Below are 22,764 nucleotides of genomic sequence, written 5' to 3'. Positions count from 1 at the left end.
GCTCCTATCTGCCAAAACGAGCATAGTCTTATCTATTCTAACGTGCCGCACGTGCCAAGTGACGCATGCGGCACGTTTTGGTGCACGGTTGTTTCCGTTGTGTTACTTCCCAAAGACCTCTTCGGCGATACGAGCGCTCTCGGCGGCGTCCTTGGCGTAGTAGTCCGCGCCGATTTGCTTGGCGTATTCGGGGGTGAGCACGGCGCCGCCCACGATGATCTTGACGCCCGGAACCTCGGCATGGAGCAACTTGATGGTCTCTTCCATGGCGACGACCGTGGTGGTCATAAGCGCCGAGAGGCCGACGAGCTTGATGTCACGCTCCTGCACGGTCTTGAGCACCTCTTGCGGGTCGACATCGCGGCCTAGGTCAAAGACGGTGTAGCCGTAGTTGTCGAGCAGCATCTTGACGATGTTCTTGCCGATATCGTGGATGTCGCCCTTGACGGTGGCCACGCAGATCTTGCCCTTGTCGGCGATCTCGCCGGCGGGCATCAGGCGCTTGATGGTGTCGAAGCCCACGCGTGCGGCTTCGGCCGAGGCCATGAGTTGCGGCAAGAAGAACTTGCCCTGGTCAAAGAGGACGCCCACCTCGTCGAGGGCGGGGATAAAGTGGTTGTTGATAAGGTCCATGGCGTCGTGGTCTGCCAGCAGACGCTCGGTCTCGGCAGCGATCTCGCCTTTGCGGCCCGAGACGACCATGCGACGAATCGGGTCGTCGTTGCCGTCAGTGCCGGCGGTGCCGGCAGCGGGCGCGGCATCACCCGATGCGGCCTGAGCCGCTGCCGGGTTGGCGGCGATCTTGTACGGATCGGTCCAGCCGGCATAGCGCTCGATGTATCCGGTCGAGCCCTCGTCCTCAACGCTCAGGACACGATAGCTGTAGACGGTGTCCATAAAGCGCTTGGAGCCCGGGTTCATGATGGGGGCGTCCAGACCCGCGCCAAAGGCGGCGGCCAAAAAGACCGAACCCAGCAGCGGGCGAGCGGGCAGGCCAAAGCTGATGTTCGACACGCCGAGCGCGCATTTGACGCCCAGACGCTCCTTGCACAGGGACATGGCGCGTAGGATCTGCTCGGCCTGGCGTTGATTGGTCGAGGCGGTCATGACCAGGCAGTCGATGAGGATACGGTCCGGGCCGATGCCGTAGCGGGCGGCCTCGGCCACGATGCGTTCGGCGATGGCAAAGCGGGCCTCGGCGGTATCGGGGATGCCGCCTTCGTCGAGCGTAAGGCCGACGACGTTGGTTCCATAGTGGGCGACCAGCGGAAAGATCTCATCCATGATCTGCTGCTTGCCATTGACCGAGTTGATGATGGGCTTGCCGGCGTAGCGACGTACGGCGGCCTCGACGGCGGCGGGGTCGGTGGAGTCGATCTGCAGCGGCAACAGCGTGGAGCCTTGGAGCTGCTCGGTCGCTTGCTGGATGACCTTGACCTCGTCGATCTCGGGCAGACCCACGTTGACGTCCAGGATGTCGGCGCCCTGTTCTTGCTGGCTGATGCCCTGGCTCACGACGTAGTCCAGGTCGCCGTCGCGCAGGGCCTGCTGCAGGCGCTTTTTGCCGGTGGGATTGATGCGCTCGCCGATGACGGCAATCTTGTGGCCGTCGCAGGGAAGGTCCACGACCGTCTGGGCGCTCGTGACCGACATGCTGGGCTTGCGGTGGCGCGGACTGGGCGTGTGGTTATCGATAAGCGTGCGCAAGGCGGCCATGTGCGCCGGCGTGGTGCCGCAGCAGCCGCCCACGACGCTCACGCCGTCCTCAATCATGCCGGCGACGGCTTTGGCGTATTCGGGGGCCTGGATGTCAAAGACGGTATTACCGTCGTCGTCCACGTGGGGCAGTCCCGCATTGGCCTGCACCATAACGGGTTTGTCCGTAACGGTGAGCATACGTGCGGCGAGCCCTCGGAGCTCGGCCGGTCCCTGGCTGCAGTTGATGCCCAAAACGTCGGCGCCGATGGCGTCGAGCGTGATGGCGGCCACCTCGGGACTCGTGCCCAGGAACGTGCGACCGTCTTCCTCAAAGGTCATGGTGGCAAAGACGGGCAGGTCGGAGTTCTCGCGGCAGGCGAGGACGGCCGCCTTGATCTCGGCAAGGTCGGTCATGGTCTCGATAATAAAGAGGTCCACGCCCGCATCGACGCCGGCGCGCACTTCCTCGGCAAAGAGGTCGTAGGCCTCGTCGAAGCTGAGGGTGCCCAGGGGGCGAAGCAGCGCACCGATGGGGCCGATGTCGCCGGCGACGTAATGGGCACCGGCCGCGCGGGCGCAGGCGACAGCGGCGGCAAAGACATCTGCCACGGTGGCGGTACCGTCGAGCTTGTGGGCGTTGGCGCCAAAGGTGTTGGCGGTGATCACGTCGCAGCCGGCTTCGACGTACTGACGCTGGATGTCGGTAATGACCTGAGGCTCCTCAAAGTTGAGCAGCTCGGGCAGGGCGCCGGCCTTCATGCCGGCCGCCTGCAGCATGGTACCCATGCCGCCGTCGAACAGCAGGTGTCCCGTGCCCTCGATGGCGGCGCGCAGACGATCGTCCTTAATGCGCAGATCGTCGATCGCGCGCGTCTTGTATGCAGCCCCGTTGCGGCGCGCAGCATCAACAGGCGCCGCCAGCGCGGCGCCGTCCAGATCGTGAGTGATAAGCGGAGTAAACATCGATGAGCTCCTAATGGCTGGAATAGCAGGTGGTGTGGGCGGCGCGGAAGCGACAGTGCTCGCGCATGCGGCAGATATTGCAGGTGGGGCGGCTCTGGGCGTCGTGGACCTCGCCGTCGAACAGACCGATCACCGCGGTCACGCTCTTGGTGGGCATGAGCAGGCTGGTGGGTGTGACGGTAAGCCCGATGAGTCGCGTGGCGTTGAGCGCGTTGACGATCGAGCGCTGGGCCGAGAGCGGGCAGTCGCCGTAGCCGGGACTAAAGCGCCAGTTGCCGGCGAGCCCATGAACGGCGGCGTCCGTCTTGACCTGCTGGTCCATTTGTTCAACGGCGGCTTCCACGTAAGCGGAGCACGCGGCATCGAGTACAGCTCCCTCCAGGGGCTGCTGGGCTCCCGTGGTGCGCAGACGACGCTCGGCGTCCATGCCGAGTGTGCATGCCATGAGCGCGGCAAAGCGGGCGTCTTTGAGATGGCGATAGATATCGCGACCACGCAGCTCAACGTTGGTGCCAACCAGACGGATGCAAGGCTCTCCCTGCTCGTCCACGCCCGTGGCATCGACGGTAAACACGCGCCGCACGCCGCGGGGCTCAATGTCCAGCTCAAGGCGCTCGACCACAAGCTCAATACGTCGTGACAGCTCGGGCTCAATCTGCTGGCCGCCGTAGCCCAGATACCGCAGCATCTCGGCACGGTCGACACGGGGATGGTGCGCAGCATCGACACGGTAAAGCGCCGGCGACGCAAGGTCGGCCGGCACTTCGACAGCGGTTGTATCGATGTGCGGTTTTTCCATTACCCCAGGCGCTCCATAATGGTCGCGGCGATCGCAGGACGATTCATAGTGTACAGGTGCAGACCGGCGGCACCGTGCTCCTTAAGGTCGCAAAGCTGACGGGCGGCATAATCTACACCGGCTGCCTGCAGGCTCTCGGGGTCGTTCTCGTACTTGGCGAGAATCTTGATGACGGGGGAGGGCAGCGACGCGCCGCACATAAAGACCATGCGGCTGATCTGGGACTTGCCCATAAACGGCATGATGCCCGCGGTGATGGGCACCGTGATGCCCGCCTTGTCGGCAAGCTCGCGGAAGCGGTAGAAGCACTCGTTGTCAAAGAAGAGCTGCGTCACAAAGAAGCTCGCGCCGGCGTCCTGTTTTTGCTTGAGGTATTCGACCGAAGCGTTGAGGTCCTCACAGGCAATGTGGCCCTCGGGGTAGGCCGCGGCGCCCACGCAAAAGCCGGCGTCGACGAGCTCGGGGATGAGGTCGCGGGCGTAGGCGTAGTCCGAGGCGGGCTTGTCGTCCTCGGTCGCGCCAGCAGGAAGATCACCGCGCAGGGCCAGCACATTTTCTACGCCGGCGGAGCGGTATTCGTCGATCTTGGCGGCGATGTCGGCATGCGTGCGGCCAACGCAGGTAAGGTGCGCCACCGAGGGCGTGTCGAATTCGCTCGAAATCATATGCGCGATGGGGGCGGTGGTGGCACCGTTGCCCGAGCCGCCGGCCGAGCAGGTGACCGAGACAAAGCTCGCCGAAAGCTTGCACAGATTGCCTGCCACTTCGCGAGCCGTGTCGAGGGTCAGCTCGCCCTTGGGCGGGAACATCTCAAACGAAACGGGTGCGGTGCCCTGGGATGCTGCCTGCTTAAAAACCTCGTCGACGCGCATATCGTGCTCCTTTAGATACTTAAATAGTGTGATGTGTTGTAAGGATTCTACAGCACCACTATGCCACGGTGGAGTTTCACTCACTATTTGGGGGATACCAATCAAAGATGCCTTGCTATCGACATTCCCTATAGCAGAGCGGCCAATCTGGGATGGGGCTATAAAGACTGGTATCTGATGCGAAATACCAGTTAATAGAGCCCCATCCCAAATTGACTACCCTTAAACCATGGGGAGAGGTCTGCAATTTATACAGTTGATTGGCCGTTGAGGGCGGCAACGCCGCCGCGATGCGGTAACCTCATTGATTGGTTTCGTGACAGCAACATAACGGTAATGTTGCGGAAACACGACGAGCCTAATCTATGACTCGTTCGTTAGTAATCAACACCGCTTCTCACGCGGTGCCGATACGAAGGGAGTTCCGTATGGCCGAACTTACTGACCGCTTCGGGACCATGGTGTTCTCTGAGGAAGTCATGAAGGACTACCTCCCCAAGGACATTTGGAAGCGCCTTGCTGCAACCCTCGAGGACGGTGAGCCGCTCGACCTGGATGTGGCCAACGCCGTTGCCCACGCCATGAAGGTCTGGGCCATCTCCAAGGGCGCGACGCACTACGCGCACTGGTTCCAGCCGCTTTCGGGCATTACTTCCGAGAAGCACGACAGCTTCCTCGAGCCCAACCACGACGGCACCGCCATTACCAAGTTTACGGGCAAGAACCTCATCCAGGGCGAGCCCGATGCCTCGAGCTTCCCCAACGGCGGTCTGCGCGCCACCTTCGAGGCCCGTGGCTACACCGCTTGGGATCCCACTAGCCCCGCCTTTATCAAGGACGATGTCCTGTGCATCCCCACGGCTTTCTGCTCCTACACGGGCGAGGCCCTGGACAAGAAGACCCCGCTGCTGCGCTCCATGACCGCGCTCTCGCGTGAGTCCAAGCGCGTTTTGGCGCTGTTTGGCAAGACCCCCAAGAAGGTCGTTCCTTCCGTGGGCGATGAGCAGGAGTACTTCCTGATCAAGAAGGACGCTTACCGCAAGCGCAGGGACCTAGTCATCACCGGTCGCACCCTCTTTGGCGCTGCTCCCTGCAAGGGTCAGGAGCTCGAGGAGCACTACTTTGGCGCTATCCGCCCCACCGTCTCGGCCTATATGAAGGACCTGGACGACGAGCTGTGGGCGCTTGGCATTCCTGCCAAGACCAAGCACAACGAGGTCGCTCCCTGCCAGCATGAGCTCGCCCCTGTCTACGGCGAGGTCAACGAGGCCATCGACCAGAATCTGGTCATGATGGAGAAGATGAAGCTCATCGCCTCCCGCCACGACTTGGTCTGCCTGCTGCACGAGAAGCCCTTCGAGGGCATCAACGGTTCGGGCAAGCACAACAACTGGTCGCTTGGCACCGAGTCCGAGAACCTGCTCGACCCGGGCGACACCCCGCTCGACAACCTGCAGTTCATCGTCTTCCTCACCGCGGTGATCGAGGCCGTCGATAACTATCAGGAGCTCCTGCGTGCCTCCGTTGCCTCGGCCGGCAACGATCATCGTCTGGGCGCCAACGAGGCTCCTCCGGCGATTATGTCCATCTTCCTGGGCGACCAGCTTACCGAGGTTGTCGAGAAGATCATCGACGGCAAGGCTTCCGTCCACGCCACGCGCGGCGTGCTCGACCTGGGCGCTGATACCCTGCCCAAGCTGATGCAGGACAACACCGACCGCAACCGCACCTCCCCGTTCGCCTTCACCGGCAACAAGTTCGAGTTCCGTGCCTGCGGCTCCGAGCAGAACGTCTCCGACTCCAACCTGGTGCTCGATGCTGCCGTGGCCAAGTCGCTCAAGTCTTTCGCCGACGCACTCGAGGGTACGCCCGAGGATAAGTTCCAGGACGCCGCGCTCGAGTACTGCAAGAAGGTGCTGACCGATCACCAGCGCATCCTGTTCTCCGGTGACGGTTACTCCGACGAGTGGCCCATCGAGGCCGAGAAGCGCGGCCTTGCCAACAACAAGACCACGGCCGACGCTCTTCCCGCCTTTGTTTCCGATAAGGCCATTGCGCTCTTTGAGGAGACGGGTGTCCTGACCAAGGCCGAGGCCCAGTGCCGCTACGACTGCAAGCTCGAGAAGTACAACAAGCTCATGAACATCGAGGCCACCACGATGGTTCGCGAGGCGCGTCGTACCTATCGTCCGGTCATTACCGCCTATGCCACCAAGGTTGCTAAGGGCCTTGAGACTATTCGTGCCGCCGGTGCTGAGGCCGCCATGCAGTGCGAGCAGAACACGCTCAACAAGCTCTGCAACGGTATCACCGCCATCAACGATTCCATCAAGGCGCTCGACGCCGTGCATCAGAAGGCCGAGGCTCTTGATGGCCAGGAGCAGGCCAACGTGTATGCACACGAGGTCGTTCCCGCTATGGATACGCTGCGTGCCGCCGTGGACGCAATGGAGGAGATCGTGGCCGCCGACTACTGGCCGGTTCCGACCTACGATGACATCCTGTTCTACGTGTAGGACGTAGCTGACATATCGTCACGGTATTGAGCCGGGGTCCGCATCGCGCGGGCCCCGGCTATTTGTTTGCGAAGGACGCTTTGGATCCCGCTTTGCAACTGATTCGCCCACGCAATAAGGGGTCGTGGGCAAAAAACGTCAAATATGAGTACTGTCACAAGCCCTGTAGCATTATCTTTTTGCAAAATATGCAGTGTTACGCAACATATGTCCAAGTACTTAGCTGATAAATGCCTGCAATTCCTCCGCCGTAGGACGCCTTGTGTCCAAATCGCCTTCTGATGGCATGAAATCGCTGTTACTAAATTGGTAACAGTACTCATATTTGCTATTTTTTGTCCACGGGCCCTTGGATGACAGTGTGATTTTATGCCTTCGGGGTTCGAATCCCGGCATATCGGCAGCAAAAAGCCCGTTACCGCGAGGGCAACGGGCTTCTCAGTTTAAATGGTGCCCCCAGCGGGATGTCCGCGTGCGGCTGGCGCCGCCCGCTTTCGCTGCGTCGCTCCGCTCCTTGCGTGCTGCGCTGGAAAACGCTTACGCGTTTCCTCAGCTCCGCACCCTGTCGGGTTCGAATCCCGGCGTTGGGGTAGCAAAAAGCCCATCACCGCGGGGGTAACGGGCTTCTCGTTTCAAATGGTGCCCCCAGCGGGATTCGAACCCGCGATATCCACCTTGAAAGGGTGGCGTCCTTGGCCGCTAGACGATGGGGACAGCGGGAAAGAGTATAGCAGACTTTTTTGCCGGCGCGTATATCGTTGGCAAACTGGAAAACCACCACAAAGGTGCCTGTCCCCTTTGTGGTGGTGAGGTGTTAGGGGAGGAGCTTCATGGCGGCGTCGTGGGCGGCGTGCTCGTAGATGTCGTCGAGGGGTTTGAGCGGCAGCAGAGCGTTGGCCTGTGCGTCGCCGCGGCGCTCGAGGGCGTGCGCGATCAGCCAGTCGGCGAGTTCGGGATTCTTGGGTAGCGCCGGGCCGTGCAGGTACGTGCCGATGACGCCCTTGTAGATCAGACCCTCAAAGCCGTCGTCGCCGTTGTTGCCGGTGCCAGTGACGACGGACGTTCCGAGCGGCGTGGCCGCTGTATCGAGCAGGGTGCGGCCGCCGTGGTTCTCGAATCCCACAAAGGGCTCGGGTGCCAGGTCGGTCTTGACGGCGACGTTGCCGATCAGGCGGTCGGAGCCGCGCACAGTCTCGGCGGCAATGACGCCCAGACCCTCAATGCGATCGTCGCCCATGTAGTACGAACGGCCGAGCAGCTGATAACCGCCACAGATAGCAAGCAGTGTGCCGCCGTCCTCAACATAGGCCGCGACCTTGTCTTTTTGAGCGAGCAGTTCATGTGCAACCGCCAGCTGGTCGCGATCGGAGCCACCGCCCATCATAACGATGTCGGCGTCGGTCAGGTCGAGCGTCTCGCCCATGTGGACTTCGTCCACACGCACGGGAATGCCGCGCCAGGCGCAGCGGCGTTCGAGCGCGATAACGTTGCCGCCGTCGGCGTAGAGGTTGAGCGCATCGGGATACAGGTAGACGATGCGCAACGGGCGCGAAAGCTCGACCGGCGCAATATCGGTGGGGACAGCGCTACCATCGGCGCGCGTTACGGCGTGGGAGACAATTGAGCTTGCATCGTCGTCTTTAAGCCCGTCGAGCTCCTTGACTAACGGCGGGAAGGCCGTGTAGTTGGCGACGGCGTAGAAGGTGTCATCGGCGGCCTCGTCTGCCACGGCGCCGATCGCCTGCGCGACGTCCGAGATAATCGCGGCATCGATGCCGGCGTACTTGAGGCGTACCTGCATGTCGTGCGCACGCGTGCCTCCGGCAAAGGCGACAAGACCCGGCGTGTCGGCGATGCGCTCGAAGTCGACGTCGTAGATCCACGATACATCGTGGCCGTCAGCATCGTTGTCGTTGAGGAAGAAAGCGCAGAGTCTGCCGCCTGCCGTCTTGATGGACTGGATTTGTCGATCGAAGCCTACGGGATTCTTTGCCAGGTTTGCCTCGACGGTGCGGCCGGCAATATCCCAGCGGCCCATGCGTCCGCCGGCGGGGACGTAGGCATCGAGCGTGGGCTGCAGATGTGCCGCGTCCACGCCCAGCTCGCGCGCCGCAAAGAAGGCGGCGGCAACGTTATAGACCATGTACAGGCCGTTGTAGCGTGTGGCGATGTGTGCAGCAGCAGCGTCGGGCGCAGGTCCAAAGACCAGGTCAAAGCCGTAGCCGTCGCAGCCGAGCTCCACGCCCGTCACGCGACGGACCAGCGCGGGACGCTCCCATCCGCACGAAGGACAATGATAGGCTCCGAGCTGGCCGTACTGCACATAGTCGTACTCCAACGGTGCGTTGCACTGTGAGCAAAAACGCGAGTCGCTAATGCGGTCGGACTCGGTGCCCGTGGCGCCGTCGATGCCAAAGGCGATGCTTGCATTGGGGACGCGCGCGGCGATCGAGGCGCACAGCGGATCGTCGGCGTTGTAGATGAGCGTTGTTGCCGGAGAGAGCTCCAACGCATGGGCAATGACGTCTTGGGTATGGTCGATCTCCCCATAGCGATCCAGCTGGTCGCGGAACAGGTTGAGCAGCACAAAGTACGTCGGTTTGAGCTTGGGCAGAACGCGTACGGTGTAGAGCTCGTCGCACTCAAAAACGCCCACGCGCTTGCCGCCGCCGGCTCGCTTGAGGTCGCTGCGCGCTTCGAGCAGTGCGCCCACCACGCCCGGCTCCATGTTGTTGCCGGCGCGGTTGCATACCACGGTGGCGCCGCTGGCGGCAACGGCGTCGGCGATGAGGTTGGAGGTGGTGGTCTTACCGTTGGTGCCGGTGATCACCACGCTGCGGTCGACAAGACTCGCCAGGTCGCTCAGCAGATAGGGGTTGATCTTCATGGCGATGCGGCCGGGGAGTACGCCGCCCTGGCGCTTAAGGACAGAGCGCAGCCCCCAGCGAGCGATATCACTCGAGGTGCAGGCAAGAGATGAGCGGAGGTTCATGAAACCGTTCCTAACGTAAACGACATGGTCGGGTCGAGTGCGTCACTAGAATCCGTAGCGGCGCGCAAATTCCTGGGCGAGCTGCGATACATCTTCGCAGGCGTTGGCCCAGGGGGCAAAGTCGGGGGTGTCCGAGATGATGCCGTCGGCCTCCCAAACTGCCTGGTGCGAAAGGTCCCAGGGGTCGCGCGGCTCGGGTCGGCAGGGAAGATACGGCGTCTGGTACATGGGGTTCAGCAAGAAGAACGCGCCGCCCTCGCAACGGTTAGCGAACTCACGCAGCGCGCGCGTCGCCGGGCGCATCTTGTTCGTTTTGAACAGCAAGATCGTGCGGGCGAGCAGGTACCAAGGAGAGTTTTCGAGTGCGTCTGCCCCCATCTGCTCCTCGAGCTGGTGGGCCAGGGCAAAAAAGCCGTCCTGGTCTTCTAGGCGGGCGAGGGCGAGCAGCACGGTGCCGGCGGCCCGGGTAGGATAGCCTTCCGCCTTAAGAACGCGGCGAGCATAGTTGGCGGCGGCGCGGTAACGAGCGCTCGCCATGCACAGCTGCGAGATGGCCTCGAGTGTGTGAAGCCACCCGATAAGGGCCGGCTCGCTCACGGTAAGGTCCGCTGCGGTGACACCGTCGGCCAAAACATTATTGGCCCAGTAGTGCGGGGCCTCCATATCAAACCCGGGCACGCCCTGTTGCAAGTAGTCGGCCGTGCTCGTCTCGAGCTTCATCAGGTCGCCCAGGCAGGCGTCGACGGGCGTGTCCGCCAAAATGATGGCGAGCAGCTGGGCATCGACCGCCAGCGCATCGACGCGAACGATCTTGAGCAGCTCATCGCGCATATCGTCGAACAGGCGGTTGCGCGTCTGCTCAAACTCCTCGTCGCTGCCCATGTCCTCGATGCGATGGAGCTCGTCGAGCAAATGACGATGCACGCCGGCATAGGAAAGCAGCGCCTGCGCATGCTCGGTCTGCGCGTACTTTTGAGGGTTAACGCTCACGTCGTTATGGACAAGTTCGCGTGCTGCATCGGTGAGTTCGGGGTGCGACGCAACGTAGGCGCGCTCCAGGTAGGCGGGGATGTAGACGCTCGGATCCATTAGAGGTCTCCTCCCTTAAACGGCAGGCCCTGCTCGGCCGCCCGCAGGATGCGCTCGTCGATCTGGGAACGCACGATATCGTTGGTGGCGACCCAGGCGGCGAAGCTGGCGTTGTCGGGGGCGCCCAAGCCCTCCTGCAGTACCGGCGTCGCCTCGGACAGCGCAAGGACAAGCTCGTCGGTAGAGCCCGCACCCACGTTGACGCGGGCATAGACGCCATCGGGAAACTCGGTTTGGAAGTAGAGTGCCTCGGCCGCGTGCGGGCACGAGCGTGCAAGGATGCGCAAGTAGTGCTCGGCACCCTCGTAGTCCAGCTCGCGCCAGGCTGCGCTCATCAGTGCGATGAGCGTCCACGGGTCCAAGTCGCGCTCCGCGTCCTTGGGACGACGACGCAGCGGCGTGTTGGCGAGATAGGGGACGGAGTGGGCAGAGCGAAAGCGCTTGAGCTCCTCGGCAGGGTATTCGAGCTTCGCCATGGCGAGCATCGCGGTGTGGCGGACGCCGGCCGGATCGTTGGGGGCAAAGTCGAGGCTGCGGTTTGCAGCTTCGAGCGACATGCGATAGCGTCCGCTAATGAGGGCGCGCGATGCAAGGGCGGCAAGCCAGCGCAGGTAGGGGCGGCGCATAAGGTCGCCCGCGGCCTCGCGCTCATAGGGGTCCTGCGCCGAGGCGATCTTGAACGCCAGGTCATGCTCGACTTCATCGCGCTTGGATACCAGGTACTGTACGTATTCCTCGTTGGAGTCGGCGGTGAGGGCCGTCAGCATGCGCTGGGCATCCCAGTTGGTCGGATCGAGCGCGGCGGCCTCGCGAAGCATGTTCTCGGCAGCGGCCTCTTCCTGCTCGGCTTGGGCATCGTCGGGGATAAAGGGAATGCGGTAGTCGACAGCCTCGACCACCTTGGCAATCAGATGTCCGGCGCGGTCGCGATCATGCACGATGAGCGGCGCGGGGTTGCGGGTGAATTGTTCCATCAGACGCTCTACGGCGGTGCCATCGGTGAGCGGGATATTGTCGCGGCGCAAGGCCTCAAGAACGAGGCGATGGCAATCCTCTTGAATGGGATCGAATGCCATGGGGCCTCCTTTGCTGCGGTTAGGGTTCAAATGTCTCTATATAAGGTTCTAGTTTACCCGCATGTGGCACACCGGGGGTGTCGCACTTGGACTTGCACCTTTGCACCACGAAGACGGATGTCGCACAAATGTCGGCACCTTGGACGACCGAGTGGTATCACGGTGCCGCAAACGGTCGATTTTTGGCGGCGAACGGTGCATATTTTGGAGGGGCACAGTCCTGCCCAGGATATGTAGTCAACCTTGATAAAACGTTTGCCCAGCTTGGGGGTATGGATGCTGCACAAGGGTCTTCAGGGATAGAAAAAACGTTTCATCATTGGTAACTTTGGATGAATAACTGACCAACCAGAACGGTAGAATAGTGTTTGTCTGAGCGTTGAGACGTTTAGACATCGCGCATTGTCATCGCCGGCAACGCGCAAAACGGTCCTAACGGAGCCAATCGGGTGCTCCGTTATATACGCAAGTCTAAGAGGGGCTTGTTTAGGAGGCACAGTATGGGACGTTTTACCAATCCTCGCGATCTGTACTTTGGTGAGGGCGCTCGCCACGAGGTGAAGAACCTCAAGGGCAAGAAGGCCATCATCGTTTCTGGCGGCAGCTCTATGCGCCGCGGCGGGTTCCTGCAGGACGTCGAGAACGACCTTAAGGAAGGCGGTTTCGAGGTCAAGCTGTTCGAGGGCGTCGAGTCCGACCCGTCCATCGAGACGGTCATGAAGGGCGCCGAGGCCATGCGCGAGTTCGAGCCCGACTGGATTATCGCCATCGGCGGCGGCTCGCCCATCGATGCCGCTAAGGCCATGTGGGTCTTCTACGAGTATCCCGAGGAGTCCTTCGATAACATCATCCAGCCGTTCAGCTTCCCCGAGCTGCGTCAGAAGGCTCATTTCTGCGCCATCTCCTCTACCTCCGGCACCGCTACCGAGGTCACCGCGTTCTCCGTCATTACCGACTACGCCAAGGGCATCAAGTACCCGCTGGCCGACTTCAACATCACCCCTGATGTCGCCATCGTCGACCCCGAGCTCACCTACACCATGCCCGCCAAGCTGTGCGCCCACACCGGCATGGATGCTCTGACCCACTGCATGGAGGCCTACGTTTCCACCTGCGCCTCTATGTTCACCGACGCCAACGCCCTGCACGGCATCCGCGAGATCGTCGAGTGGCTGCCCAAGTCCTATGCTGGCGACCATGAGGCCCGTCAGCACATGCACGAGGCTCAGTGCATCGCCGGTATCGCCTTCTCCTCGGGCCTGCTCGGCATCGTTCACTCCATGGCTCACAAGACCGGTGCTGCCTTCGAGAACGGCCACATCATCCACGGTGCCGCTAACGCCATGTACCTGGGCAAGGTCATCCAGTGGAACTCCAAGGACCCGCGTGCTGCTGAGCGTTACGCTTACGTGGCCAAGGAGATCCTGCACCTTCCCGGCGAGACCAACGAGGAGCTCATCGCTGCGCTCGTCCAGAAGATTCGCGATCTCAACGACCAGCTCAACATTCCGCAGTCCATCAAGGATTACGCGAATGGTGGCGTGAAGGTCGACGCCGAGAACCCGCAGATGGTTTCCGAGGAGGAGTTCCTCGCCAAGCTGCCCGAGATCGCTGCGAACGCCGAGACCGACGCCTGCACGCCCGAGAACCCGCGTGAGACCAAGGCTGCCGACTTCGAGAAGATCCTCAAGGCCTGCTACTACGACACCGACATCGATTTCTAATCGACTCTTGTTATCGTAACGAGGGGCTCCGCACGTATCTGTACGGAGCCCCTTTCTTTTTTCTTTTAGAGAATGGGATAGTTATGGCTGCATTTTTCAATAGCCCCAGCAAGTACATCCAGGGTCCGGACGAGCTCGCCAAACTCGGCTCCTATGTCGAGCCGCTCGGCGCTAAGGCCCTCGTCATCGTGACGCCTTCGGGCAAGAAGCGCGTCGGTGCCAAGATCGAGGGCGGTTTTGCCGAGGCTAAGGCCGAGCTGCTGTTTGAGGACTTTAACGGCGAGTGCTCCAAGGGTGAGGTCGATCGCCTGGTCGCGCTCGCTCGCGACAACGGTTGCGACATCATCGTCGGCGTCGGTGGCGGCAAGATCCTCGACACCGCGAAGGCCGTCGCCTATTACCTGGAGTCCCCGGTTATCATTTGCCCCACCATTGCTTCGACCGATGCCCCGTGTTCGGCGCTTTCGGTGCTCTACACCGACGATGGCCAGTTCGATAAATATCTCTTCCTTAAGGCAAACCCCAACATTGTCCTGATGGATACGACGGTTATCGCGGCGAGCCCGGTGCGCCTGACGGTTTCCGGTATGGGCGATGCGCTCGCAACCTACTTTGAGGCCCAGGCGACGCATGATGCCGACGGTGGCACCTGCGCTGGCGGCAAGGGCGGCATGGCCGGTCTGGCGCTCGCCAAGCTTTGCTACGAGACGCTTATGGCCGATGGCGTCAAGGCCAAGGTCGCGCTGGAGAAGGGTGCGCTCACGCCTGCAGTCGAGCATATCATCGAGGCCAATACGCTGCTTTCGGGCATTGGCTTTGAGAGCTCGGGCCTTGCTGCTGCTCATGCCATCCACAATGGCCTGACGATGCTGCCCGAGTGCCACGGCATGTATCACGGCGAGAAGGTCGCCTTTGGCACCATCGTCCAGCTGGTACTCGAGGATGCTCCGACTGAGAAACTCGAGGAAGTCCTGGGCTTCTGCATTGAGCTGGGCCTGCCGGTCACGATGAAGGAGCTTGGCGTTGCCGAGGTTACGCGCGAGCAGGCCATGGTCGTTGCCGAGGCCGCCTGCGCGCCCGATGACACCATGTGCAACATGCCGTTTGAGGTGACGCCCGAGATGGTCGCAAACGCCATCCTGGGTGCCGACGCGCTGGGTCACTACTACCTTATGGATGAGTAAATCAAGCTAAGGAAGGGGCAAAGCCAGCAGACGGCTTTGCCCCTTTTTGCTATGGTGCAAACCAACCTGACCCCATCGCACCAAGTTGGTGCAAAGGGGTCAGGTTACTTTGCACCAATCGTTGTTTGATGAAGGGCGGATTCTCGTATGGCGCTTCCTATGGTTTATGGCGGTCCCGGCCGGTATGTTCAGGGGCCGGGCGAACTTTCGCGTCAGGGCAGGTATTTGTCATGGTTGGGCTGCGCTGCCTATGTCTTGTTTGACCAGGGCACCGAGGATCGGCTGTGCAGGCAGATCGTCGATGGATTTCTGGATGAAGATCTGAGTGAGCCGTTCTTTAAGATTTATGACGGTCCGTGTACGGAAGAGGCCGTTGTAAAAATGGCTAAGGAAGCCCAGGCTGAGTATTGCGACATGGTGGTGGGTATCGGTGGCGGCAAGATGCTCGATATCGCCAAGGCAGTAGCGTTCTATGCCGAGCTGCCGTTGTGCGTATGCCCCACGGCGGCCTCAATGGATGGTCCGTGCAGTGCGATTTCGGTGCTGTACCACGAGGATGGGTCGTTCGACCGCTACCTGATGCTCGAGAAGAATCCAGACCTGGTCGTGGTCGATACCAACGTGGTCGCGGCGGCCCCACTGCGTATGACGGTTGCTGGTATGGGCGATGCGCTGGCAACGTACTTCGAGGCGCGTTCGTGCGCCGCGGCGCACGGCGCCAACGAGCACGGTGGCGCGCCGGGGCACTTGGCCCTGGTCGCGGCACGTTCCTGCTACGACACGCTCATGGAATGCGGTGTCGCTGCCAAGCGCGATCTCAAAAAGGGCCGTACATCGCCGGCGGTTGAGCGTCTGATCGAGTGCAATATTCTGCTCTCGGGCGTCGGTTTTGAGAGTGGTGGCTTGGCGTTGGCGCATGCCATCGCCAACGGTCTGACGATCCTGCCCGAGTGCAAGGCCATGCATGGTGAGGCCGTGGCATTTGGTCTGGTGGTGCAGCTGCGCCTGGAGCGTGCGCCCGAGCTTGATCAGGTGCTCGAGTTTTGCCAGCGCGTCGGTCTGCCGACGACGCTTGAGGAGCTGGGGCTTGGTGAGATTACCGATGCCGATTTGCTGAGCGTTGCCGACGCAACTTTTAAGAACGAGCGCAACATGGCCAACGAACAGGCAAAGGTGACTAGGCAAAAGCTCGTGCAGCTCATGCGCGAGGCATAGTTTGGCGCTTGATTGACCTTGTGCAATCGAGGCGGCGATAGGCCATGGGCTATTTGCCGCAAAGATGCGCCGCGTGAAATTTGCCCGAGGTGTGGACCGATAGCGTATTATTATCTCTTGCTTGTTTGCACTGCTCAGGGAGGGGCCGCGCATGGCGCAGGAACACGATCTGTTTGATGACATTATCGAGATCAGCAAGGGTTTCGACTTTCTTAAAAACCCGCTTGGCGGTGTGACCGATGCGCTCGATCCGTCGGCGCCGCAGTGGAATCCTGCCGACTACAAGGAGCGTCCGCGCGGCAACACCATTCCGTGCTTGACCTGCAAAAACGAAAAGAGTGGCTGCACCGCGTGCATGGACGTGTGTCCGGTCAGCGCCATCGAGGTCGAGGAAGATGCCATCGAGATCCTCGATTCCTGTCGCAAGTGTGGCCTGTGCGCCGCTGCCTGTCCGACTGAGGCGATCATCTCGCCGCGCCTGGCGCCCAAAAACCTGTATGACGACATTGTCTCGGCGGCTACAAGTCACGAGACCGCCTACGTTACCTGCACGCGCGCCCTTAAGCGCATGCCGCGCGAGAACGAGGTCGTCGTTGCCTGCGTGGGCGATATTACAGCCGAGACCTGGTTCTCGGTGCTGGCCGACTATCCCAACGTGAGTGTGTATCTGCCGCTGGGCGTGTGCGATAAATGCCGCAACACCGGTGGCGAGGACATGCTGGGCGAGGCGATTGCGAAGGCCGAGGAATGGGCTGGTACGGGTATGGGCCTGGAGGTCGACCCCAAGAGCCTCAAATGCCATAAGCGCCGCGAGTACGAGCGCAAGGAATACATGGAAAAGATCGCCCGTACCACGGGCCTGACCGTGACCAAACTCAATCCGGCGACGGCGGCGCTGGCTTCGGTGACGCAGAAGCTCAAAGCCCATCGCCATCAGATCACCCAGCTGGAGCGCACACTCAACACCATGTGCGGTACCACGACAACCAAGCGTCGCCGTTCGCTCACGCACGGGCGCCAGCTGGTGCTCTCGACGCTGCAGAACCATCCCGAGCTTGCCCAGAACATGCAGGTGAGCACGCCGGAGTGCGATTTTGACAAGTGTACGTCGTGCGGCGAGTGCGTTAACGCGTGCCCCACATCTGCCTGTGACCTGGTGGGAAGCGGTCGCTTTGCACTGGAGTCCACGTATTGTTTGGGCTGCGGCGCCTGTGTCAAGGTGTGCCCCGAACATGCGCTCAAGCTTGTTGAGCACGATGCGTCCAATCTGGTCGTCGTCGATCCCGAAGCCGAGGAAAAGGCCGCCCAGAAGGCGAAGGCTCACGAGGAGGCCGAGAAGGTCAAGGCCGAGGCAAAGGCCAAGCTCGATAAGATGCTCGATCAGGTGGAAAAGCTCGCAGACTAGTCAGCGACTCCTATCTCTGCTTCATTCGTGCCGCCGCGGTGTCCGGATTCGCCCGGATGCTGCGACGGCGCTATACTTATGCAGTTTGAAGTACCTGTATCAAAAGGAGCTGTCGTGTCCCTTTCCATCGGTATCGTGGGCCTGCCCAACGTAGGCAAGTCGACGCTGTTCACCGCGCTTACCAAAAAGACCGGCCTTGCCGCCAACTACCCGTTTGCCACGATCGACCCCAACGTGGGTATCGTCGATGTGCCCGATAGCCGCCTGCAAAAGCTCGCCGACATCGTCAACCCGGGTCGCATTGTGCCGGCTACGGTCGAGTTCGTCGACATCGCCGGCCTGGTGAAGGGCGCCAACGAGGGCGAGGGCCTGGGCAACCAGTTCTTGGCAAACATCCGCGAGACCGACGCCATCTGCGAGGTCGTGCGCTACTTTAAGGACCCCAACGTCATGCGTGAGGTGGGTCGCACCGGCGAGTTCGTCGATCCCGCCGGCGATGCCGACACCATTATGACCGAGCTCATCCTGGCCGACATGGGCACGCTCGAGAAGCAGCTGCCCAAGCTCGAGAAGGAGGCCAAGCGCGACAAGGAGCTCATGCCCAAGTTTGAGGTCGCCAAGCGCCTACTCGCCTGGCTCAACGAGGGTAAGCGCGCCGCGTCCATGGAGATGACCGACGAGGAGCGCGCCGCTGCCAAGGGCCTGTTCCTGCTCACCATGAAGCCCATCCTGTATGTGGCCAACGTGGACGAGGATATGCTCAACGAGGACCTGGCGCCCATCGATGGCGTTAAACCGCTGCCGATCTGCGCCAAGATCGAGGCCGAGCTTTCCGAGCTCGATCCCGAGGACGCTGCCGACTACCTGGAGAGCCTGGGCCTGGAGCAGCCCGGTCTGGACGTGCTCGCGCAGGCCGCTTACAAACTGCTCGGCCTGCAGTCGTTCTTTACGGCTGGCGAGATGGAGGTCAAGGCCTGGACGGTTCGCCAGGGCGCGACCGCCCCGCAGGCCGCTGGCGTCATCCACACCGACTTTGAACGCGGCTTTATTAAGGCCGAGGTCATTGGCTACGACGACTACATCGAGCTCGGTGGCGAGCAGGGCGCCAAGGCCGCCGGCAAGCTGCGTATCGAGGGCAAAGAGTATGTCATGGCCGATGGCGACGTCGTGCACTTCCGCTTTAACGTGTAAGGACGACGCATATGTTTAAATACGGCAAAAAAGCTGGCTACATGGGTATTGCGTTGCTCGTGCTTGCGGTGATTCCGCTGGTGGTTGCAGCGTGTGTTATCCCCAACATTGGCCCCGAGGTGGCAACGAAGTTTAACGCCGCCGGCGAGGTGACGCGCTGGGGCAAGAGCTACGAGCTGCTGGCACTGCCGGTGCTCAACCTGCTGCTGAGCGTGGCGACGTACTTTACGGCAGGACGTCAGGCTAAAAACAATGATGACTCCGCCGCCATGGCGCGCATCGTGTGCGAGCGCTACCTGCGCAACGGTTGCATCACGGGTGTGTTCCTCAACGTGATCAACGTTTACTTTATGTACTCGGCTATTACCGGAACGGGCTTTGGCTTTGGTTTCTAGCTTGTCCTTTTAGTCAACGAGCCTGCACGCATATTCAATGGCTGCTGCGAGGCCGCCGCTCGATCGTGGTTTAAAGACCATGTCGGCGGCGGCCTCGTTTTCGTATCCGGCGCCGCGAAGGGTGAGCGCGGTACCGGCTTCCAGGAGAAGGGGCAGACCGCGTTGGCTGGTTGCGATTACGGCAGCCTGATTGAGCGAGCAGCTGTGCGCTTGGCATTGGATGGCAAGTTCGCCTTGCGCCGGGCAAGGGACCAGAACGGCGGCTACGCGACTTGATAGCAATGCAAATGCTGTGCGCTCATCGGGCGAAAGACATTCTGCTTCAACGACGACGAGCTTGGGCGGTGCGCTGTTTGTGCGAAGCGTGGCTCGGTACGTGCGGACCGAAGAACCCGACATAGAAAACTCCTGTGTATTCGGCAAAACGTAAACTATAGTTTACGTTTATGTTCGGCTCCATTTCAAACTCGTCTGCATGGACGAACGTGCTAAACAGATTCTTGGCAGGCGGGTCGAAGAGACACGCAGGGACCTTGGTATCTCCAAGGTTGATTTTTGTGTGGCGACAGGAATCAGCCGACCCTACCTCGACCGAATCGAAGATGGGACGGCAAATTTCACGCTCAAGGTTCTATTTAAGATCGCGCCCGCACTCGGCATGACGGTATCAGAGCTTCTCGAGGGCATCGAATAGGGGATACCCGTCGACAACTGAATTACGCCATCGGGATGCGGTCGTGGTTGACTTGGCTGTAGAACAGGCGCTGAATCTCGGCCGCATCACGTGACTGGCCGAGTGCCCACATGGTTTTGGCCACGAGCGTCTCGGTGGTCATGTCGTCGCCGCGCAAAATGCCCGGATGATCGGCGTAGGCACGGCCGACCTCATAAACACCCAGGTCAAGGCCCTCTTCGGGGACCTGCGTGGTCATAACGACAGTGCGACCCGAATCGACCCAGCGGAAAATTGCCTCTTGGAACGACTCGCCCGACTCACCAAACTCGGGGATACCGCCAATGCCAAAGGTCTCCAGAATCACGGCGTCGTAGCTATCGGCAAGGGCGTCGAGGATGCCCGGGTTTACGCCGGGCGTAAGCTTGAGTACAAATACGCGCGGGTCGATGCTGTCGTAGAAACGAACCGGGTTCTCGTTCTGGTGAGTGCCATGGAGTCCGTTGCGAACGATGCGGTCGTTGCGGATATAGGCAATGGGCGGATAGTTGACGCTAATGAACGCGTTAAAGCTCATGGTACGCTGCTTGCGGGCGCGCGTGCCGGCAATGGCGACGCCGCCAAACACAATCGAGACATCGTGCGAGTGCTCGTCGAGCGCATAGAGCAGGCTCTGGTACAGGTTGAGCTTGGCGTCGGTAAAGGGATTGCCCATGGGCTTTTGCGAGCCGGTGAGCACGATGGGCTTGGGGCTGTCCTGAATCAGGTAGGAAAGCGCTGCCGCGGTGTAGCTCATGGTGTCGGTGCCGTGCAGAATCACGAAGCCGTCGTGGTCGGCATAACCCTCGACGATGACGTCGCGGATACGCATCCAGTCACTGGGGCGCATATTGGTGCTGTCGATGTTCATGGGCTGCACGACGTCGAGCTCGCAGAGGCCCGAGATCTCGGGGACGCTCTGAGCGAGTTCCTCACCGGTTAGGGCGGGGGAGAGGCCGTTGCCGTCCTCGGTCGATGCGATGGTGCCGCCCGTGGCGATGAGAAGGATGCGCTTCATGCTGGTATTCCTATCGTATTTGCCGCCGCAGAGGCGGAGTCGTTCGGCAGTATTGTGGCACAGGGCGTCCAATGTTCAAACGTATTACATCATCTGCAACGTTCGGTAACACTTCAATTGCCGTCAAATAGGGGCCCAGGTCGTGCGTTTGCCGTGCGCTGATGGCTGCGAGGGACGAGAAACCCCATATAACGTGTACACTATGAAAGTTATTTTTGTTCATTCACGCGGGTGGGCACCGGCTCCCCGCCAACAAGAGGGGGAAACCATGGATCAAAAGGCTTCCGCAAAGGTCCTCGTACTCGACTTTGGTGCGCAGTACGGTCAGCTCATTGCCCGTCGCGTCCGCGACCTCAACGTGTATTCCGAGATTGTCCCCTGCGACATCTCGGCCGACGAGATTCGCGAGATGAACGCCTCTGCGCTCATCCTTTCCGGCGGCCCGGCCTCCGTGTATGCCGAGGACGCTCCGTCCATCGATCCTGCCATCTTTGACCTGGGCCTTCCCGTCCTGGGCTTTTGCTACGGCCATCAGATCACGGCCGTGACGCTCGGTGGCAAGGTCGGCCACTCCGAGGTGGGCGAATACGGCCGCGCCACCATCACGCGTACGGCCGGCGCCAAGCTCTTTAACTCCACGCCTATGGAGCAGACCGTGTGGATGAGCCATCGCGACGCCGTGTCCGAGGTGCCCGAGGGCTTTACCGTTACCGCCAGCACCGACGTGTGCCCGGTTGCCGCCATGGAGTGCGTCGAGCGCAAGATCTTCACCACGCAGTTCCACCCCGAGGTCAAGCACTCCGAGTACGGTCAGCAGCTGCTGAGCAACTTCCTGTTTGAGATCTGCGGCCTGGAGCCCAACTGGAGCATGGACAACCTGGTCGAGACCATGACGGCAGACTTCCGCGAGAAGGTCGGCGACGACCGCGTGATCCTGGCCCTGTCCGGTGGCGTCGACTCCTCCGTCGTGGCTGCGCTGGGCGCTCGCGCCGTGGGCAAGCAGATGACCTGCGTGTTCATCAACCACGGTCTGCTGCGCAAGGGCGAGCCCGAGCAGGTGGAGGAGGTCTTCACCAAACAGTTTGACGTCGACTTTATCCACGTCCACGCCGAGGACCGTTATGCCGAGCTTCTGGCCGGCGTGACCGAGCCCGAGGAGAAGCGCCGCATCATCGGCACGCAGTTCTGGAAAGAGTTCTTCGCCGTGGCGCAGCAGCTCGAGTGCGACGGCAAGCCGGTCAAGTACCTGGCTCAGGGCACCATCTACCCCGACATCATCGAGTCCGGCGCTCGCAAGACAGGCGGCAAGACGGCCACCATCAAGAGCCATCACAACCTGATCCCGTTCCCCGAGGGTGTACACTTCGACCTCATTGAGCCGCTTGATCACTTCTTTAAGGACGAGGTCCGCGCGCTTGGTCTGGCGCTGGGCCTGCCGGGTCACATCGTGTTCCGCCAGCCTTTCCCGGGCCCGGGTCTGGCCATCCGCATCATCGGTGCGGTCGACAAGGAGAAGCTCGAGATCCTCAAGAATGCCGACGCTATCGTGCGCGAGGAGCTCGACGCCTACAACCAGCGCCTGTTTGAGCAGACCGGCGAGCGCAACTCCGAGCACAGCTGCTGGCAGTACTTTGCGGTCCTGCCCGACATCAAGTCCGTCGGCGTTATGGGTGACGAGCGCACTTACCAGCGCCCGATCATCCTGCGTGCCGTCGAGTCCAGCGATGCCATGACCGCCGACTGGGCCAAGCTGCCCTACGACGTCCTGGCTCGCATCTCCGGCCGCATCGTGGCCGAGGTTCCCGGTGCCAACCGCGTGTGCTACGACATCACGTCCAAGCCGCCGGCGACCATCGAGTGGGAATAGAACAGACGTTCGATAAAATAATATAGTATTAGATAGCGGGCACGGTTT

The 22,764-nt window shown here is 61.2% G+C and carries 17 protein-coding genes and 1 tRNA gene; 9 read left to right on the top strand and 9 right to left on the bottom strand.

All coding sequences use genetic code 11. The features are described from left to right. Positions 1 to 102: 102 nt before the first annotated feature. From DWZ15_RS09065 to DWZ15_RS09055, 3 genes are read right to left on the bottom strand one after another with little or no spacing between them, the layout of a single operon-like run. Positions 103 to 2,661 (bottom strand): homocysteine S-methyltransferase family protein, encoded by a 2,559-nt coding sequence (locus tag DWZ15_RS09065; protein ID WP_199580068.1) that lies wholly within the window; start codon positions 2,659 to 2,661, stop codon positions 103 to 105. Positions 2,662 to 2,671: 10 nt separating this feature from the next. Continuing rightward, on the bottom strand, positions 2,672 to 3,460 hold the full coding sequence (locus DWZ15_RS09060; RefSeq protein ID WP_118450571.1) for a hypothetical protein: 789 nt from the start codon (positions 3,458 to 3,460) through the stop codon (positions 2,672 to 2,674). Further along, positions 3,460 to 4,332, bottom strand: coding sequence for a methylenetetrahydrofolate reductase (locus DWZ15_RS09055; protein WP_118450569.1), 873 nt, complete (start codon positions 4,330 to 4,332; stop codon positions 3,460 to 3,462). Before DWZ15_RS09055 ends, DWZ15_RS09060 begins: the two co-directional genes overlap by 1 nt. A gap of 428 nt (positions 4,333 to 4,760) precedes the next feature. Here DWZ15_RS09055 and DWZ15_RS09050 point away from each other — a divergent pair, with 428 nt between their 5' ends. Beyond that, positions 4,761 to 6,848 (top strand): glutamine synthetase III, encoded by a 2,088-nt coding sequence (locus tag DWZ15_RS09050; protein ID WP_117645902.1) that lies wholly within the window; start codon positions 4,761 to 4,763, stop codon positions 6,846 to 6,848. Positions 6,849 to 7,485: 637 nt separating this feature from the next. Here DWZ15_RS09050 and DWZ15_RS09045 read toward each other — a convergent pair. The 4 genes from DWZ15_RS09045 to DWZ15_RS09025 form a co-directional block, all read right to left on the bottom strand. After that, positions 7,486 to 7,562: transfer RNA gene (locus tag DWZ15_RS09045), tRNA-Glu, on the bottom strand. A 100-nt stretch (positions 7,563 to 7,662) separates the two neighbouring features. Next, positions 7,663 to 9,840 carry a MurT ligase domain-containing protein gene (locus DWZ15_RS10590; RefSeq protein ID WP_199580067.1) on the bottom strand — a complete coding sequence of 726 codons (2,178 nt, stop codon included), beginning with the start codon at positions 9,838 to 9,840 and terminating at the stop codon, positions 7,663 to 7,665. 45 nt (positions 9,841 to 9,885) lie between these two features. After that, complete coding sequence (locus tag DWZ15_RS09030; protein ID WP_118450567.1) at positions 9,886 to 10,929, bottom strand: hypothetical protein; 1,044 nt, start codon at positions 10,927 to 10,929, stop codon at positions 9,886 to 9,888. Continuing rightward, positions 10,929 to 12,005, bottom strand: coding sequence for a hypothetical protein (locus tag DWZ15_RS09025; protein WP_118260213.1), 1,077 nt, complete (start codon positions 12,003 to 12,005; stop codon positions 10,929 to 10,931). The genes DWZ15_RS09030 and DWZ15_RS09025 overlap by 1 nt, the downstream gene beginning before the upstream one ends. A 500-nt stretch (positions 12,006 to 12,505) precedes the next feature. Here DWZ15_RS09025 and DWZ15_RS09020 point away from each other — a divergent pair, with 500 nt between their 5' ends. From DWZ15_RS09020 to DWZ15_RS08995, 6 genes are all read left to right on the top strand, one after another. Further along, positions 12,506 to 13,729 carry an iron-containing alcohol dehydrogenase gene (locus DWZ15_RS09020; protein ID WP_089572776.1) on the top strand — a complete coding sequence of 408 codons (1,224 nt, stop codon included), beginning with the start codon at positions 12,506 to 12,508 and terminating at the stop codon, positions 13,727 to 13,729. An 83-nt stretch (positions 13,730 to 13,812) separates the two neighbouring features. Beyond that, positions 13,813 to 14,913, top strand: coding sequence for a glycerol dehydrogenase (locus DWZ15_RS09015; RefSeq protein ID WP_118450565.1), 1,101 nt, complete (start codon positions 13,813 to 13,815; stop codon positions 14,911 to 14,913). Positions 14,914 to 15,060: 147 nt separating this feature from the next. After that, complete coding sequence (locus tag DWZ15_RS09010; protein WP_118450563.1) at positions 15,061 to 16,128, top strand: glycerol dehydrogenase; 1,068 nt, start codon at positions 15,061 to 15,063, stop codon at positions 16,126 to 16,128. 151 nt (positions 16,129 to 16,279) lie between these two features. Then, entirely contained in the window at positions 16,280 to 17,533 is a 1,254-nt protein-coding gene (locus tag DWZ15_RS09005) for a 4Fe-4S binding protein (RefSeq protein WP_118267634.1), read from the top strand. 114 nt (positions 17,534 to 17,647) lie between these two features. Beyond that, positions 17,648 to 18,724, top strand: coding sequence for a redox-regulated ATPase YchF (gene ychF, locus DWZ15_RS09000; protein WP_089572784.1), 1,077 nt, complete (start codon positions 17,648 to 17,650; stop codon positions 18,722 to 18,724). Between the two features lie 41 nt (positions 18,725 to 18,765). Next, positions 18,766 to 19,119 (top strand): DUF1648 domain-containing protein, encoded by a 354-nt coding sequence (locus DWZ15_RS08995; RefSeq protein WP_225093255.1) that lies wholly within the window; start codon positions 18,766 to 18,768, stop codon positions 19,117 to 19,119. Positions 19,120 to 19,128: 9 nt separating this feature from the next. On the opposite strand, the gene DWZ15_RS08990 is transcribed toward DWZ15_RS08995, so the two are convergent. Beyond that, positions 19,129 to 19,518, bottom strand: a complete 390-nt coding sequence (locus DWZ15_RS08990; RefSeq protein ID WP_117843347.1) for a hypothetical protein — start codon at positions 19,516 to 19,518, stop codon at positions 19,129 to 19,131. Between the two features lie 76 nt (positions 19,519 to 19,594). On the opposite strand from DWZ15_RS08990, the gene DWZ15_RS08985 reads away from it, so the two are divergent. Beyond that, positions 19,595 to 19,813 carry a helix-turn-helix domain-containing protein gene (locus DWZ15_RS08985; RefSeq protein WP_035136926.1) on the top strand — a complete coding sequence of 73 codons (219 nt, stop codon included), beginning with the start codon at positions 19,595 to 19,597 and terminating at the stop codon, positions 19,811 to 19,813. Between the two features lie 22 nt (positions 19,814 to 19,835). On the opposite strand, the gene DWZ15_RS08980 is transcribed toward DWZ15_RS08985, so the two are convergent. After that, positions 19,836 to 20,849: an asparaginase gene (locus tag DWZ15_RS08980; RefSeq protein WP_117786451.1), complete on the bottom strand. Its 1,014-nt coding sequence runs from the start codon at positions 20,847 to 20,849 to the stop codon at positions 19,836 to 19,838. Positions 20,850 to 21,117: 268 nt separating this feature from the next. On the opposite strand from DWZ15_RS08980, the gene guaA reads away from it, so the two are divergent. Beyond that, positions 21,118 to 22,716: a glutamine-hydrolyzing GMP synthase gene (gene guaA / locus DWZ15_RS08975; protein ID WP_118450561.1), complete on the top strand. Its 1,599-nt coding sequence runs from the start codon at positions 21,118 to 21,120 to the stop codon at positions 22,714 to 22,716. The last annotated feature ends 48 nt before the right edge of the window (positions 22,717 to 22,764 follow it).

It is taken from the genome of Collinsella sp. AF29-7AC (assembly GCF_003475665.1).
Classification (GTDB): domain Bacteria; phylum Actinomycetota; class Coriobacteriia; order Coriobacteriales; family Coriobacteriaceae; genus Collinsella.
The sequence above is the reverse complement of the archived record's forward strand: the minus strand, read 5'-3'. Positions and strand labels throughout refer to the sequence as shown.